At 65.0% G+C, this 15,517-nt stretch carries 16 protein-coding genes; 14 read left to right on the forward strand and 2 right to left on the reverse strand.

The window, feature by feature from the left end; all coding sequences use genetic code 11:
* Positions 1–6: 6 nt before the first annotated feature.
* The 11 genes from argS (at position 7) to surE (ending at position 10,927) form a co-directional block, all read left to right on the forward strand.
* A complete protein-coding gene (argS, locus tag IVB40_RS17475; RefSeq protein WP_247819417.1) occupies positions 7–1,797 on the forward strand; it encodes an arginine--tRNA ligase in 1,791 nt (596 codons plus the stop codon).
* A gap of 139 nt (positions 1,798–1,936) precedes the next feature.
* Positions 1,937–3,493, forward strand: a complete 1,557-nt coding sequence (locus tag IVB40_RS17480; RefSeq protein ID WP_247819418.1) for an SPOR domain-containing protein — start codon at positions 1,937–1,939, stop codon at positions 3,491–3,493.
* A 45-nt stretch (positions 3,494–3,538) separates the two neighbouring features.
* The gene (gene nagZ / locus IVB40_RS17485; protein WP_247359440.1) at positions 3,539–4,567 is read left to right on the forward strand and encodes a beta-N-acetylhexosaminidase; all 1,029 of its coding nucleotides are present in this window, start codon (positions 3,539–3,541) and stop codon (positions 4,565–4,567) included.
* Entirely contained in the window at positions 4,564–5,403 is an 840-nt protein-coding gene (locus tag IVB40_RS17490) for a ScpA family protein (RefSeq protein WP_247819419.1), read from the forward strand. Before nagZ ends, IVB40_RS17490 begins: the two co-directional genes overlap by 4 nt.
* A 21-nt stretch (positions 5,404–5,424) precedes the next feature.
* Positions 5,425–6,177, forward strand: coding sequence for an SMC-Scp complex subunit ScpB (scpB, locus tag IVB40_RS17495; RefSeq protein ID WP_027567087.1), 753 nt, complete (start codon positions 5,425–5,427; stop codon positions 6,175–6,177).
* 166 nt (positions 6,178–6,343) lie between these two features.
* Positions 6,344–6,580 (forward strand): twin-arginine translocase TatA/TatE family subunit, encoded by a 237-nt coding sequence (locus IVB40_RS17500; protein ID WP_007610722.1) that lies wholly within the window; start codon positions 6,344–6,346, stop codon positions 6,578–6,580.
* Positions 6,581–6,668: 88 nt separating this feature from the next.
* A complete protein-coding gene (gene tatB, locus IVB40_RS17505) occupies positions 6,669–7,238 on the forward strand; it encodes a Sec-independent protein translocase protein TatB (RefSeq protein ID WP_247819420.1) in 570 nt (189 codons plus the stop codon).
* Positions 7,235–8,047, forward strand: coding sequence for a twin-arginine translocase subunit TatC (tatC, locus tag IVB40_RS17510; RefSeq protein WP_247819421.1), 813 nt, complete (start codon positions 7,235–7,237; stop codon positions 8,045–8,047). Before tatB ends, tatC begins: the two co-directional genes overlap by 4 nt.
* Before the next feature lie 218 nt (positions 8,048–8,265).
* Positions 8,266–9,597, forward strand: a complete 1,332-nt coding sequence (gene serS, locus IVB40_RS17515) for a serine--tRNA ligase (RefSeq protein ID WP_247819422.1) — start codon at positions 8,266–8,268, stop codon at positions 9,595–9,597.
* Between the two features lie 94 nt (positions 9,598–9,691).
* On the forward strand, positions 9,692–10,054 hold the full coding sequence (locus IVB40_RS17520) for a hypothetical protein (RefSeq protein ID WP_247819423.1): 363 nt from the start codon (positions 9,692–9,694) through the stop codon (positions 10,052–10,054).
* A gap of 105 nt (positions 10,055–10,159) precedes the next feature.
* Positions 10,160–10,927, forward strand: coding sequence for a 5'/3'-nucleotidase SurE (gene surE, locus IVB40_RS17525; RefSeq protein WP_247819424.1), 768 nt, complete (start codon positions 10,160–10,162; stop codon positions 10,925–10,927).
* A 24-nt stretch (positions 10,928–10,951) separates the two neighbouring features.
* Here surE and IVB40_RS17530 read toward each other — a convergent pair whose 3' ends face one another.
* Positions 10,952–11,323 carry a response regulator gene (locus tag IVB40_RS17530; RefSeq protein WP_007590670.1) on the reverse strand — a complete coding sequence of 124 codons (372 nt, stop codon included), beginning with the start codon at positions 11,321–11,323 and terminating at the stop codon, positions 10,952–10,954.
* Positions 11,324–11,548: 225 nt separating this feature from the next.
* On the opposite strand from IVB40_RS17530, the gene IVB40_RS17535 reads away from it, so the two are divergent.
* Positions 11,549–12,199 (forward strand): protein-L-isoaspartate(D-aspartate) O-methyltransferase, encoded by a 651-nt coding sequence (locus IVB40_RS17535; protein ID WP_247819425.1) that lies wholly within the window; start codon positions 11,549–11,551, stop codon positions 12,197–12,199.
* 109 nt (positions 12,200–12,308) lie between these two features.
* A complete protein-coding gene (locus IVB40_RS17540) occupies positions 12,309–13,700 on the forward strand; it encodes a LysM peptidoglycan-binding domain-containing M23 family metallopeptidase (protein WP_247819426.1) in 1,392 nt (463 codons plus the stop codon).
* 162 nt (positions 13,701–13,862) lie between these two features.
* Here IVB40_RS17540 and IVB40_RS17545 read toward each other — a convergent pair whose 3' ends face one another.
* On the reverse strand, positions 13,863–14,915 hold the full coding sequence (locus IVB40_RS17545) for a DUF815 domain-containing protein (RefSeq protein ID WP_247819427.1): 1,053 nt from the start codon (positions 14,913–14,915) through the stop codon (positions 13,863–13,865).
* Positions 14,916–15,095: 180 nt separating this feature from the next.
* On the opposite strand from IVB40_RS17545, the gene yajC reads away from it, so the two are divergent.
* Positions 15,096–15,473, forward strand: a complete 378-nt coding sequence (yajC, locus tag IVB40_RS17550; RefSeq protein ID WP_027518118.1) for a preprotein translocase subunit YajC — start codon at positions 15,096–15,098, stop codon at positions 15,471–15,473.
* The last annotated feature ends 44 nt before the right edge of the window (positions 15,474–15,517 follow it).

Here is a 15,517-nt window from a genome sequence, read left to right on the forward strand (position 1 = left end):
GCGCCCATGCCCGACACATCCCCAGCACTGCACCTGTTCGCCGACGTGCTCGCACGCGTGCACGCGGTCTGCCGCGCGCTCGCGGCGGAAGCCAACTGGCCCGAGGGCATCGATTTCTCGCGCGTGGTGGTCGAGCCGCCGCGCGATGCCTCCCACGGCGACATGGCGACCAACGCGGCCATGGTGCTTGCGAAAGAGGCAAAGGCAAAGCCGCGCGACCTCGCCGAGCAGATCGCCGAACGGCTGCGCGCGGACCCGCTGATCACGAAGGTCGACGTCGCCGGTCCCGGCTTCATAAACCTGACGCTGAAGCCGGCCGCATGGGCCGAGGCACTGCGGACCGTGCTGCGCGAGGGCGCCGATTACGGCCGCGTCCGCGGCGGCTCCAAGGTCAACGTCGAATATGTCTCCGCCAACCCGACCGGACCGATGCATGTCGGCCATTGCCGCGGCGCCGTGTTCGGCGACGCGCTGGCGAGCCTGCTCGAGTTCGCAGGACGTGACGTCACGCGCGAATATTACATTAACGATGCCGGCGCCCAGGTCGACGTGCTCGCACGCTCCGCGTTCCTCAGGTATCGCGAGGCGCTTGGCGAGGACATCGGCGCGATCCCGGAAGGTCTGTATCCCGGCGACTATCTGAAGCCCGTCGGGCAGGCGCTGGCCAAAGAGCACGGCGACAAGCTCCTCGCCATGAGCGAGGGCGCGTGGCTGCCGGCGGTACGCGCCAAGGCGATCGCGATGATGATGGACGAGATCAAGGACGATCTCGCCGCGCTCAACATCCGCCACGACGTGTTCTTCTCGGAGCGCTCGCTGCAGGACGCCGGCAACAACAAGGTCGCCGAGACCATCGATTTCCTGCGCGCCAAGGGCGACATCTACCAAGGCCGTCTGCCGCCGCCAAAGGGGGCCCCGGCCGAGGATTGGGAAGATCGCGAGCAGTTGCTGTTCAAGGCGACCGCCTACGGCGACGACGTCGATCGCCCGCTGATCAAGTCCGACAATTCCTACACCTACTTCGCCGCCGACATCGCCTACCACAAGAACAAGTTCGACCGCGGCTTTGCCGAGATGATCGACGTCTGGGGCGCCGACCATGGCGGTTATATCAAGCGCATGCAGGCGGCGGTGAAGGCGACGACCTCCGGCAAGGGGGCGCTCGACGTCAAGATCGTCCAGCTCGTGAAGTTGCTGCGTAACGGCGAGCCGGTGAAAATGTCCAAGCGGAGCGGGGACTTCGTCACCTTGCGTGAGGTGGTGGATGAAGTCGGTCAGGACGCCGTCCGCTTCATGATGCTCTACCGCAAGAACGACGCGGTGCTCGACTTCGACCTCGCCAAGGTCATGGAACAGTCGCGCGACAACCCAGTGTTCTATGTGCAGTACGGCCACGCCCGCGGCCATTCGATCTTCCGCAATGCTCGGGCCGACGTGTTCCCGGAACTCCCGGAGGACACGGAAAAGCGCGTCGCCTGGCTCGGTGAGTCGGCGGTGGAACGGCTGTCGGACCCGGCTGAGCTCGACCTTCTTAAGCGGCTCGCAATTTTTCCGCGCATGCTGGAAGCGGCTGCAAGCGCCCACGAGCCGCACCGAATTGCCTTCTATCTCTATGACTTAGCGAGTGAATTTCACGCACTTTGGACGAAGGGGCGCGATTTGCCCTATTTACGCTTCATTATCAATAATGATGCAGATCTAACGAAGGCGCGGCTGGCCATGGTCCAGGGCGTCGTCTCTGTCCTGGCATCGGGCCTCGCCATCCTCGGCGTCCATGCTCCGGACGAGATGCGGTAGTTTGGGGCGAACTACTTAAGGGATTTCGGGGGTAACCGGCAGAAGCCGGATCGCTTAGACTTGGTTGAAAGCCTTGTGGGTCGAAAGCCGTGCCTTGGTCGAGGGGCGCGCGGCTTTCCCGAAGGGACGCATCATCACGATGGCCGAACGATATCAGGACAGACCGTTTCCTTCCGATGACTATCGCGGTGGCGATCAGCATGGGAGCGGCGATCCCTTGGCCGAACTTGCCCGCCTGATCGGGCAGACCGATCCGTTCGCAGCGCAAGGGCGGCCGGGTGCGCACCCGCCAGCAGCGCCTGCGCCTGCTCGGAGCTATCAGGACGACGACTATCGCCAGGACGATGACCAGCAGGACTATGCCGAGCAGGCCCCGCCGCCGCCCGGACCGCCCTCATGGATGCGGCGCGCCAATGTGCAGCCGCAGACGGCGCCAGCTGAGCCTGCCTATCCCGCTTCCGTAAACCCGGTTCATCCACTGCATCGTTATTCAGCCCAGCCGACTGCGCCCGAGCCCGAACGTCAGCCGCAGGCCTATCCGGATCAGGCCTATCAAGCTCCTGCTCATCAAGCTCCTGCCTATCAGGATCAGGCCTACCAGCAGCACGATCAGGCTTACCAAGAGCAAGCCTATCAGCAGCCCGATCCGGCGCGCTACGACGATGCGCTCTACGGACGGCTGGAGGCGGGCGAGCAGGACTACCAGCGCGATCCCGCCTATCCCGACGATCCTTACGCGTTCCAGAGCGACTATCCCGAGGCCGATCTGGACGAGCCGAAGAAGCAGCGCGGCGGCATGATGACGGTCGCGGCGATCCTGGCTCTTGCCGTGGTCGGGACCGGCGCTGCGTTCGCCTACAAGACCTATGTGGGCTCGCCCCGCAGCGGCGAGCCGCCGATCATCAAGGCCGACAACACGCCGACCAAAATCGTGCCGGCGCCGTCGGACTCCTCGGCCAAGGTGCTGGACCGCATGGTCACCGGAGATGGCGCCGAGAAGATCGTGCCGCGCGAGGAGGCGCCTGTCGACGTCAACGCCAAGGCGGGAGGTCCCCGCGTCGTGTTCCCGCCGCTGAACCAGAACGCGAACCCGCCGCCGGTCGCAAGCGTCTCGCCGTCCAGCATTCCGTTGTCGAGTGCGGGACCGAATCCGAGCAACGGCACGCTGCCGAACAATTCGCCGCGCGCGATCAGGACCGTGGCTGTGAAGGGCGATCAGACCGACGCCACGGCGTCGCAAGCCGCCACCGTCGCGAAGCCGGCAGCTCAACCGAAGCCCGTTGCGGCACCGGCTGCACCGCGCACGCCACCGACCTCGGCCAATGCCAGTGCCAATCAGCCGCTCTCGCTGACGCCGCAATCGGCGCCGGCTGCGGAGCCGCCGCAGCGGATGGCTGCGACCAATCCGACGCAGATTGCGCCCGCGAGCAGCGGTGGCGGCGGCTACGTCGTGCAGGTCTCCTCGCAGCAGACCGAGGATAGCGCTCATGCCTCCTACCGGGTGCTTCAGGGCAAGTACGGCAGCGTGCTCGGCTCCCGCGCACCGGTGGTCAAGCGGGTCGACCTGACCGACAAGGGCAAGGGAATCGTCTATCGCGCCTTCGCTGGGCCCTACGGCTCGCTCGAAGAGGCGAACCAGGCCTGCAACAGTTTGAAATCCGCGGGCCTGTCTGCCTGCTTCGTCCAGAGGAATTAACGGCCGTTTCCTTGACCCTCTCGCGGGTCGGGGTTAATCGGCCGTATGAGCACGCGGGCCTTCATTACCGGCGTTTCCGGAACGGAACTAACCGCCGCTGAGCGGGAGTTTATCCGCGGCGAACGCCCATGGGGTTTCATCCTCTTCAAGCGCAACGTCGAGACGCCGGCTCAAGTTGCTGCACTCGTTGCGGAATTGCGGGCGGTTGCGGGCTCTCCTGATGCCCCTGTGCTGATCGACCAGGAGGGCGGCCGCGTGCAGCGGCTGGGCCCGCCGCATTGGCCGGTCTATCCGCCGGGCGCTATTTTCGCAGGCCTCTACGATACTGATTCGGCGCTCGGGCTGACCGCGGCGCGCCTCAGCGCCCGGCTGATCGCGGCCGATCTCGCGGATCTCGGCATTACCGTGGATTGCTTGCCGCTGGCCGACGTGCCGGTGGCTGGCGCCAACGCCGTCATCGGGAACAGGGCTTACGGCACCGAACCGGGCAAGGTCGCCGCGATCGCCCGCGCGGTCACCGAGGGCCTGGAAGAGGGCGGCGTGTTGCCGGTGCTCAAGCACATCCCCGGCCATGGCCGAGCTACGGCCGATACCCATTTCAATCTGCCGACGGTCGACACGTCGCGAGACGAACTGGATCGCACCGACTTCGCGGCATTCAAGCCTTTGGCGGATTTGCCGATGGCCATGACTGCACATGTTGTGTTTAGCGCGGTCGACCCCGCCCATCCGGCGACGACATCTGCGACAATGATCGCTGAGGTGATTCGCGGCACAATCGGGTTCCAGGGTTTGTTAATGAGTGATGACGTGTCGATGAATGCGCTGTCGGGCAATATCGCCGAGCGGACCCGCGCGATTTTTGCGGCCGGTTGCGACATGGCCCTGCATTGCAACGGCAACATCGAGGAGATGCGTGAGGTCGCCGGCCAGACACCCGAACTGGCGGGCAGGGCGCTGGAGCGGGCGAACGCCGCGCTCGCGGCGCGCAAGGGACCGCAGCCGTTCGATCGCGCGGCCGCACGCGCCGAACTGGACGCATTGATCGCACGGGCAAACACGGCATCGGCATGACCGCAGAAATCCTATCGTTTGAAACCGGGCGGCCCGCAGAGCTCGCCGAGGGTGAGCCGGCGTTGGTGGTGGACGTCGAGGGTTACGAGGGTCCGCTCGACCTGTTGCTCGCACTGGCGCGGCAGCAGAAGGTCGATCTCGCCAAGATTTCGATCCTGGCACTCGCCGACCAGTATCTCCACTTCATCGAAGCCGCGCGAAAGATCCGCCTCGAGCTTGCCGCCGATTATCTCGTGATGGCGGCTTGGCTCGCCTTCCTGAAATCGCGCCTGCTGCTGCCGGAGCCGCCGAGTGCGGAAGGCCCTAGCGCGGAGCAGATGGCGACGGCGCTCGCCAACCGCCTGCGCAGGCTGGAGGCCATTCGTGCAGCCGCCAACCGGCTGATGAACCGGCAGCAATTGCTGCGCGACATCTTCCCGCGCGGCGAGCCCGAGCAGATCGCCGAGATCAAGCATCCGAAATACACCGCAACGCTCTATGACCTGCTCACCGCCTATGCCGCGCAGCGCCAGTCGCGCGTGCTGGCGAGCGTGCATCTGGCCAAGCGCACGGTGTGGTCGCTCGCCGAGGCGCGCGCCACGCTGGAGCGGCTGGTCGGCAGCATCAGCGAGCAGGACGATTGGGGCGTTCTCGACGATTTTCTGCTGCAGCACGTCGCCGATCCGACGCAGCGCGCGACGGTGCTCGCCTCGAGTTTCGCGGCTGCGCTCGAGCTGGTGCGCGAAGGTCAGCTCGAGCTGAATCAGAAAGAGGCGTTTGCGCCCATCTATTTCCGGAAGGGGCGCCCCAAGCCGGTCATGGACGCAGCTCCTGCGCCCGATGCGCCGGTCGCTTAAGTGCAACAAGGAGAATCTGCCATGGCAAGCCTGGCTGAAGTGCGGGTAGAAGAGGCCGAGCCGATGGAGAACGAGTCCCAGGCACGTCCCGAAGAATTGCGGCTGCTGGAAGCGCTGCTGTTCGCTTCGAATGAACCGCTGGACACCGCGACGCTGGCCAAGCGCATGCCCGAGGGCGTGGACGTGAAGGCTGCGCTCGAGCAGTTGCAGGCCGACTATTCCCTGCGCGGCGTGAATCTCGTGCGGGTCGCCAACAAATGGACCTTCCGCACGGCGGGCGATCTCGCCTGGCTGATGACCCGCGAGAGCACCGAGACCCGCCGCCTGTCGCGCGCCGCGATCGAAGTGCTGGCGATCATCGCCTATCACCAGCCGGTGACGCGCGCGGAGATCGAGGAGATCCGTGGCGTCGTCACCTCGAAGGGCACGCTGGACGTGCTGCTGGAAACCGGCTGGATCAAGCCGCGTGGTCGTCGCAAGACGCCGGGCCGTCCCTTGACCTTCGGAACCACCGAGGACTTCCTGTCGCAGTTCACGCTGGAACAGCTCGGCGATCTGCCGGGTCTCGAGGAGCTGAAGGGCACGGGCCTGCTGGATTCGCGCCTGCCGACCGGATTCAGCGTGCCGACGCCGTCGGATGACCCGACTTTGCGTGAGGACGAGGATCCGCTGGAGCCGGGCGAGGACCTTGATCTCGCGCTGGCGCCTGCTGTCGAGCCCGAGACGCCGCCGGAAGGCGGCCATGAGGGTGGCGAGGGCGGCAGCGAGGACTGACGTCTGGGCCTTTTAGTGGCCCCCTGCGACCAGTTAACACTAGCAAAATTACGTAGCGCCAACAGCGAATTGGCGCTGCCTTGGTCCTTGTTTTTGACACCTGCCAAGCCTAGGTTTCGGTGAAGATCGGCCGGTCCCCGGCCATGCGCGTTTGGAGGGTTGCAGGATGGGTTCACTCAGCATTTGGCACTGGGTCCTGGTGATCGCAGTGGTCCTGCTGCTGTTCGGTCGCGGCAAGATTTCGGATCTGATGGGCGACGTGGCGCAGGGCATCAAGGCGTTCAAGAAGGGCATGCAGGACGACGACAAGGTCGCCGACAAGCCCGAGCCGGCCAAGTCCATCGAGCACAACAATGCCGCGCCGACCGCGGCACGGTCCGACGTCGGCAGCAAGGCCGTCTAAGCCAGAGAGCACGCGAGACGCGGGTAGCGGACCCGATCCTGCGCGCGAGGGATTGGGCCGGCTGCGGCTGGCGTGAACGGAAGACCTCATGTTCGATATCGGGTGGAGTGAACTGGTCCTGATCGGGGTCGTGGCCCTGATCGCCATCGGCCCGAAAGAGCTGCCGGGCGTGCTGCGCATGGTCGGGCAGTGGATGGGCAAAGCGCGGAAGATGGCCGCCGAATTCCAGGGCCAATTCCAGGAAGCGATGCGCGAGGCCGAAATGGCCGACCTCAAGAAGAGCTTCGACGAGGTCAAGGAAGCGGCTTCCGGTTTCGCCGGCAACAATCTGATGACCTCGCTTCAGAAAGACGTCAGCGACGCGCTCCGCGTCGATGCGCTGGACAAGCCGGCCGAGACCTCGATCTCCACCGATGTCGAACCGCCGGCGACTTCAGGCGAAGCGCTGACGACGCCCACCACGCCGGAGGCGCCGACGCCCGAGACCTTCGTGGAAGCCGAGGCACATGCGGCCGTGAACGAGCCGCTCGCCATCACCCGTGAGGTCGAGCAGGCGCAGGTCGCTCAAGGTTCGGTCACGCAAGGCTCGATCACGCAAGATTCGGTCACCCAAGACACTGCGCCGGCCGAGGCGATCAAGGACGCCAAAGCGTCATGAGCGCCGCCGATATCGAGGCCAGCAAAGCTCCCCTGATGGACCATTTGATCGAGCTGCGTTCGCGGCTGATCAAAGCGCTGCTCGGCTTCGGCATTGCCTTCATCTTCTGCTTCTTCTTCGCCAAGCAGATCTACAACGTGCTGGTCTGGCCGTTCGTGTGGGTCGCGGGTCCCGAGAATTCGAAATTCATCTACACTGCGCTGCTGGAATATTTCATCACCCAGCTCAAGCTCGCGCTGTTCGGTGCCGGCTTCATCTCGTTCCCGATCGTCGCGACGCAGATCTACAAGTTCGTCGCTCCGGGCCTCTACAAGCACGAGAAGCAGGCCTTTCTGCCGTATCTGGTCGCGACCCCGTTCTTCTTCGTGTTGGGTGCCGCACTGGTCTATTTCGTCGTGCTGCCGATGCTGGTCCGCTTCTCGCTCGGCATGCAGCAGGCCGGCAGCGACGAGACCGCGCAGATCCAGCTGCTGCCCAAGGTCGGCGAATATCTGTCGCTGATGATGTCGCTGATCTTCGCCTTCGGCATCGCCTTCCAGCTTCCGGTGATCCTGACGCTGCTCGGACGCATCGGCATCGTCACGTCAAAAATGCTGCGCGAGAAGCGCCGCTATTTCATCGTCGTTGCCTTCGTCATCGCGGCCGTTCTGACCCCGCCCGACGTGCTCAGCCAGTGCTCGCTCGCGATCCCCTTGCTCGCCCTCTACGAGGGCTCGATCATCGCGGTGGGAATTGTGGAGAAGAAGGTGGCAGCTTCAAAGGCCGCCACTGGCACCGACGTATCGACGCCGGCCGACCCGGCGGAGTAAGGCGCCCCGATCTCCGCTGTCATTCCCCGCCTTGTGCGCAATTGCGCACTGGAGCGGGGAATCCAGTACGCCGCCGCCCATCGGGGGAATCACGGACGTCTCTGGAATACTGGATCACCCGCTTTCGCGGGCGATGACAGCCGTGCTAGGGGAAGCAGCCATTTGCATGAATGCAAATCCAGGATTTGCAGGGTTGCAACAAGCCCAGGACCTCGGCCATGCACGACATCAAATCGATCCGCGACAACCCGCAAGCCTTCGACGCCGGCCTTGCACGACGCGGCCTGAAGCCACTGTCGGCGTCGCTGCTCGCGATCGACGAGACCCGGCGTGCGGCGATCCTGGCTTCCGAGCAGGCGCAGGCGCGGCGCAATGCGGCCTCCAAGGAAATCGGCGATGCCAAGAAGGCGAAGGACGAGGCGCGCGCGGCGAAGTTGATGGCGGAAGTTACCGAGCTCAAGACCACGATGCCGGAGCTCGAGGCGACCGCGAAGGCTGCCGACGAGGAGCTCGCCAAGGAGCTCGCGGCGATCCCGAATCTGCCGCTCGGCGAGGTGCCCGATGGTGTCGACGAGCGCGGCAATGTGCAGCGCCATATCTTCGGCAACAAGCGCAACTATGCGTTCGTGCCAAAACCCCATGACGATCTCGGCGCCGCGCTCGGTGACATGGATTTCGAGATCGCGGCGAAGCTCTCCGGCGCGCGCTTCGTCGTGCTGAAGAAGGGACTGGCGCGGCTCGAGCGCGCGCTCGGTCAGTTCATGCTGAATCTACACGTCGACGAGCACGGCTATACCGAGATCAATCCGCCGCTGCTCGTGCGGAACGAGATCATGTTCGGCACCGGACAATTGCCGAAATTCGAGGACGACCAGTTCTGGGCGATCAAGGGCGAATTGCTCGCCGAGCCCGACCATGAGCGGCTCCGCACCGAGCGTCTCGGGATCATTCCGACCGCGGAGGTGGCGCTCACCAATCTCGTCCGCGAATCCATCCTTGACGAAAAGCAGCTGCCGATGCGACTGACTGCGCTGACGCCGTGTTTTCGCGCGGAGGCGGGCGCCGCTGGGCGCGACACCCGAGGCATGATCCGGCAGCACCAGTTCACCAAGGTCGAACTGGTCTCGATCACGACGCCGGAGACGAGCAAGGACGAGCACGAGCGCATGCTCGCCTGTGCCGAGGAAGTGCTGCGGCGGCTCGACCTGCATTACCGTGTGATGACGCTGTGCACCGGGGATATGGGTTTCTCGTCGCAAAAAACCTATGACATCGAGGTCTGGATGCCGGGCCAGGGCGACGGCGGCGCATTCCGCGAGATCTCGAGCTGCTCGGTGTGCGGCGATTTCCAGGCCCGCCGGATGGACGCGCGCTCGCGCGGCCCCGATGGCAAGCCGCGGTTCGTGCACACGCTCAACGGCTCCGGCACCGCGCTCGGTCGCGCGCTGATCGCCGTGATGGAGACCTATCAGCAGGAGGACGGCTCGATTGCGGTCCCCAGCGTGCTCCAGCCCTATATGGGCGGGCTGAAGGTGGTCGCACGCGACTAGGCATGCTGCCCATCTGAAACGGAGAAACGTTTGGTTGCGAAGATCGGGCGGCCGGTTATCCTGCCGGCCACCCGACAACGCGAACCCATCGTTCATGGCCTTGCACCGCGATATCTTCTGGGTCGGCAGACAATGGGCGGTGACGGGTGCCGGCATCCAGGCCGTCGATCAGCGGCTGCGTGGTGTGCTCGACATTGAGACCAAGCGGCTCTGGGACGACGATCTGGTCCAGAGCCGGCGGGCGAAGCCCGGTGTGAATGCCGCGGATTTCGACCAGGCACTGACGCTGGCGCGCGAACGCTTTCCGCAGGTGCCGGTAGCGGACCCGTTCGTTGCACAGCTGGAGGCGCTCGGCGTGATCGAGGTGCCGATCGTGACCCCGGTCGTGCCGGCGATGAAATTGCATGCCGAGGGCCGGCTGGCGCGCTTCCTGCCGCAATGGCGCGTTCGTCGCTAACAGGACCAGGCCGGAAACCTGCCGCCGGCCCCGACCGTCCGGTTTGCCTGATCGGCCCCGGCCGGATAAGACGGCTCAGACCCGCTTCAGGAATCGACCTTTTCCATGCGCATTCTCTGCACCAATGACGACGGCATCCACGCCCCCGGCCTCAAGGTCCTGGAGGAGATCGCGCGCGCATTGTCCGATGACGTCTGGGTGGTCGCGCCTGAGCTCGACCAGTCCGGCGTGTCGCATTCGCTGTCGCTGAACGATCCGCTGCGCCTGCGCGAGGTGGGTCCTCGGCATTTCGCGGTGCGCGGCACGCCGACCGACTGCGTCATCATGGGCGCGCGCCACATCCTCGGCGCCAAGCTGCCCGATGTCGTGCTGTCCGGCGTCAACAAGGGCCGCAACGTCGCCGAAGACGTGGTCTATTCCGGCACGATCGCCGGCGCGCTGGAGGGAACCATTTTGGGGCTGCCGTCCTTCGCCCTGTCGCAGGAGTTCAGCGTCGAGACCCGCGACCGGCCGCTATGGGACACTGCGCGCAAATTCGGGCCCGACATCCTGCGCAAGGTGATCGCGGCTGGCATCCCGAAGGACACGGTGATCAACGTCAACTTCCCGGCCTGCGCGCCGGAGGATGTGCTGGGCATTCGGGTGACGCGGCAGGGCAAGCGCAATCTCGGGTTCCTCAAGATCGACGAGCGCAGGGACGGCCGTGGCAATCCCTATTTCTGGATCGGCTTCGAGCGCACCGCGATGATGGATACGCCGGCCGACGGCACCGATCTCGCGGCGCTGCGCGAACGCTACGTCTCCGTCACGCCGCTCAGGCTCGACCGGACCAACGAGGCGTTTTCCGAGGCGCTGAGTACGACGCTGAAGTAAGTCCGACCTGGCACGGGACCTGGTCTAGCCGCCGCGAAGCGCGGCTTCGATGGTCTTGCCGAGGGCGTCGAGCTGAAACGGCTTCTGAAGCGCCGGCCGATCACGGTACTGCTCGGGCAGGCCGGAGGAACCGTATCCGGTGGCAAAGATGAACGGGCAGCCCTTCGCCTTGATGACATCAGCGACCGGCGAGATGACCTTGCCGTTGACGTTGACGTCGAGAATGGCGATGTCGAACTCGGTTGCCTGGGCAAGCCGCATGGCTTCGGTGATGTCGCCAGCCTCGGCTGCGATCTTGTAGCCAAGCTCTTCGAGCATGTCGGCGACCATCATCCTGATCATCACCTCGTCTTCCACGAGGAATACAGAGCGGCCGGTAAGCCCCGTCGCAGTCATGGTCGAGTCCTTGCCCATCGCCAAAAACGTTCGCAGATAACATGAATCGACGCAATGCGCGTTTCGACGAACGGACGCCTGAAAATGGCCATCGCGGCTCGCCCGTTGCAAGCCAATTTGTGGTCAACTACGCCATCCTAAGCCTATCATGGGTTCCCTGAGCCGGAACAAGAATCTCGCGCCCCAGGTTGGCGTCCCGGACCGTAAAGACAGCACAAGCAGGCAATGACCCCCCATCAGCACCCGCCGGAAAAGATGATGTTTCAGCTCACGCTGAGGCGTCGGGGCATCAGCGACCAGGCGGTCCTGCGGACCATGGAGGAGGTGCCGCGCGATCAATTCGTCGACGACGCCGATCGCGACGGCGCATATCGCGACAGCGCGCTCCCGATCGCCTGCGGGCAGACCATCAGCCAGCCCTTTGTCGTCGCCTACATGACCGAGCAGCTCCAGCTTCAGAAGAAGCACCGCGTGCTCGAGATCGGCGCCGGCTCGGGCTACCAGGCGGCGGTGTTGTCGCGGCTCGCTGGCCAGGTGCTGACGGTCGAGCGCTACCGCAAGCTTGCGGATGCCGCACGTATCAGGCTTGAAAAGCTCAACTATCACAACGTCGAGGTGATGCTGGGCGACGGGCTCAATCTTCCCCCCAACATCGGCCCGTTCGACCGCATCATCGTCACGGCCGCGATGGAGCAGCTTCCGGAGAACCTGGTCGAGCGGCTGGAGGTGGGCGGCATCCTGATCGCGCCCGTCGGCCCGCATCAGGGGGTGCAGACGCTGATCCGCCTGAGCCGGACCGAAGCCGGGATCGAGCGCAAGGAACTCGTCGAGGTCCGGTTCGTGCCGGCGCTGCCCGGTGTGGCGCGGGAGCTGTAGAATTCCGGATTGGCTGTGCTGCCAACATCTTATTGGGAGGGTTAAGCCGTTATTTACTCGGCGCGTGTTTACTTAAAACACCAGTTCTGTTGCGTACGAGTGAGTAACCATGTCCGTTGCCGCCGAGTTGCTTTACTCGCGCCGTGTGCCGCAGGTCGCGGTGCTGGCGCTGATCTCCTTCAGCTTCGCAGGGTGCAGCGCCGACATGTCGTCGCGCATGTCCCAGTCGAACTTCTCCAATCCCTTTGCGCAGGAATCGACCGGTTCGGTGCAGCAGGCACCGCCGCCGCAGCGTGAGCTGCCGCAATATTCGCGTCCGCAGACGCAGCCCGGTTATTATCAGTCGCAGCCTTTGCCGCCGGCGGTGTCCGCGCCGCAATCCTACCCCGTTGCGGCAGGCGGCGTGTCCGGAGGCGGCCGGGGTGTCGGCTCCTACGCACCCCCGGCGCAGCCGCATCTGGAGACCACGGCCACCGTGCCGCCGCGCTCGGTTGCAGCCGCCCAGCCGGTCGGTGGAACCAAGATCATCGTCGGCACCAGCGATACGCTCGACCTGCTTGCCAAACGCTATCGCGTCACGCCACAGGCGATTCTTGCCGCCAACGGCTATAAGGGGCCGCGCGCGCTCTCGCCCGGCCAGCAACTGATCATTCCGCACCAGGCTACGGCCGCTGCGCCCGCGCCGCTCATGGCTCCCGTTGCCGCTGCCCCCGCGCTGGCGCCTGCTGCGAGGCCGGTTGCGGCCGTTGCCGCGCCGTCGAGCACGCACTTCGTGAACCACGGCGACACGCTCGCCAGCATTGCCCGCAAGAACCATATCTCGGCGGGTGAACTGGCCCGCGCCAACGGCCTCGATCCCTCTGCAAAACTCAAGCTCGGCGCCCGGCTGGCCGTGCCCGGCGCCAAGACCGCCGCTGTCGCGGCACCGCTTGCCGCGACCCCGGTCGGAGCCGCTCCCGTCGCGGGGACGCTGCAGCCCGTTGCGGCCGCAACGGCGCCCGCTACCAAGATGGCGGCCGTTGCCGCGCCGGTGCAGAGCGCGCGCCTGGCGCAGGCCACGGCAAATGTCGAAGACAAGACCGCGGAAGCTCCGGCGAAAGCTGCGGAGACCACCAGCGCGCTGCCGACTTTCCGCTGGCCGGTTCGCGGCAAGGTGGTCACGAGCTACGGCGCCAAGACCAATGGCAAGTCCAACGACGGCATCAATCTCGCGGTGCCCGAGGGTACGCCGGTCAAGGCGGCTGAAGACGGTGTCGTTGCCTATTCCGGCAATGAGCTGAAAGGTTATGGCAATCTCGTCCTGGTTCGGCACTCCAACGGCTACGTCACCGCATATGCCCATGCGAGTGAGCTGATGGTGAAGCGCGGCGATACCATCAAGCGCGGCCAGGTCATTGCCAAGTCGGGTCAATCCGGGGAGGTGGCGTCGCCGCAGCTCCACTTCGAGATCCGTAAGGGATCGAGCCCGGTTGACCCGCTTCAATTCCTGAACGGGGCGTGAGCTTGAAATAGGGCGCGCCATCGCCACAAACGCGGTATCGTCGCCCGGCTCGACCGGGCGACCCAGTACGCCGCAGCGTCTCGATCGATCAAAACCGTCTCCGGAATACTGGATTCCCCGCCTGCGCGGGGAATAACAGGTCAGGGAAGTGGCGGCAGCTTGCTACGTCGCCGTCAGCTTCACGCCAAGCCGTCCCGCAAGCTCCTGCACGAACTGCCAGGCGACGCGGCCCGAGCGCGAGCCGCGCGTCGTCGACCATTCAAGGGCCTCGCGCTCCAGCGCGTCGTCGTCGACCTTGACGCCGAAATGGCTGCAATAGCCCCGCACCATGGCGAGATATTCGTCCTGGCTGCAGCGGTGGAAGCCGAGCCAGAGACCAAAGCGATCCGACAGCGAGACCTTCTCCTCGACGGCTTCGCCGGGATTGATCGCGGTCGAGCGCTCGTTCTCGATCATCTCGCGCGCCAGCAGATGGCGGCGGTTGGAGGTGGCGTAGAGGATGACGTTCTCCGGCCGACCCTCGATGCCACCTTCGAGCACCGCCTTGAGCGATTTGTAGGACGCATCATTGCCGTCGAAGGAGAGGTCGTCGCAGAACACGATGAAGCGGAAGGACGAGGCGCGAAGCTGCTCCATCAGCGCCGGCAGGCTCTCGATGTCCTCGCGATGAATCTCGATCAGCTTCAGTCTGTCGGCCGGTTTGCGCTCCGCGTTGATGCTGGCATGCGCCGCCTTCACGAGCGACGACTTGCCCATGCCGCGCGCGCCCCAGAGCAATGCGTTGTTGGCGGGCAATCCGTTGGCGAAGCGCTCGGTGTTCTCCATCAGGATGTCGCGCATCCGGTCGACGCCCTTGAGCAGGAACAGTTCGACGCGGCTGACCCGCGGCACCGCCGCAAGGCGGCCGTCCGGATGCCAGACGAAAGCATCCGCCTGCTTGAACGACTCGCGTTCGACGGCGGGCTTGCCTTGAGCGGAGAGGTGCGCCGCGATCGTCTCCAGCGCGCGAACCATGCGCTCTTGGGAGACGCTTTGGCCGGCCTTCGAAGTTGTCTTGGAAGTCGCCTTGGAAGTCGCCTTGGAAGTCGCCTTGGAAATCGTCTTGGAAGCCGCTTTGAGGGCGGCCTTGGGACGTTTTGCCGCGACGCGGGCTGGCTTCGTGGCAGGGGTACGGGGGCCTTTGCCGGCCGGGCTTTTGCTTGGTTTTTGGGGCATGTCCGAAGTTCCTGAGAATGCAGCCTTATCGGGCCTGAGCGCGCGCCGCAAGGTGGCTAAAAGGGCGGTCTGGCGGCGTTGCAATTGGGGCAATGGCCGCTATAGTCCGCGCGAATTTGACCGAACCGGTCGCCATTTGGGCCTGACCGGTTTTCCCCCGTTCTCACGAGGATCGTCCGAATGCTGATTACCCCTGCGTATGCCCAGGCTGCGGGCGCCGGCGACACCAGCGGCATGTTGATGTCGCTGCTGCCGTTCGCCCTGATCTTCGTGATCATGTACTTCCTGATTCTGCGTCCGCAGCAGAAGAAGGTCCGTGACCACGCCGACCTCGTGAAGAACATCCGCCGCGGCGACACCGTCGTGACCTCGGGCGGCCTCGTCGGCAAGGTCACCAAGGTCGTCGACGACGACCAGATCGAGTTCGAGATCGCCGATGGTGTGCGCGTGCGGCAGATGCGCTCGATGGTCTCCGGCGTGCGCGCCAAGGGCGAGCCGGCCAAGGAATCCAAGGAAAGCGCCAAGGATAGCGCCAAGGACGACGCCGCGGCGAAGTGAGCGCTTCCGCGAGTCTCTGAAATCCCCTGATCTGACAGGTCCAG

It is taken from the genome of Bradyrhizobium sp. 40, assembly GCF_023100925.1.
Lineage (GTDB): Bacteria > Pseudomonadota > Alphaproteobacteria > Rhizobiales > Xanthobacteraceae > Bradyrhizobium.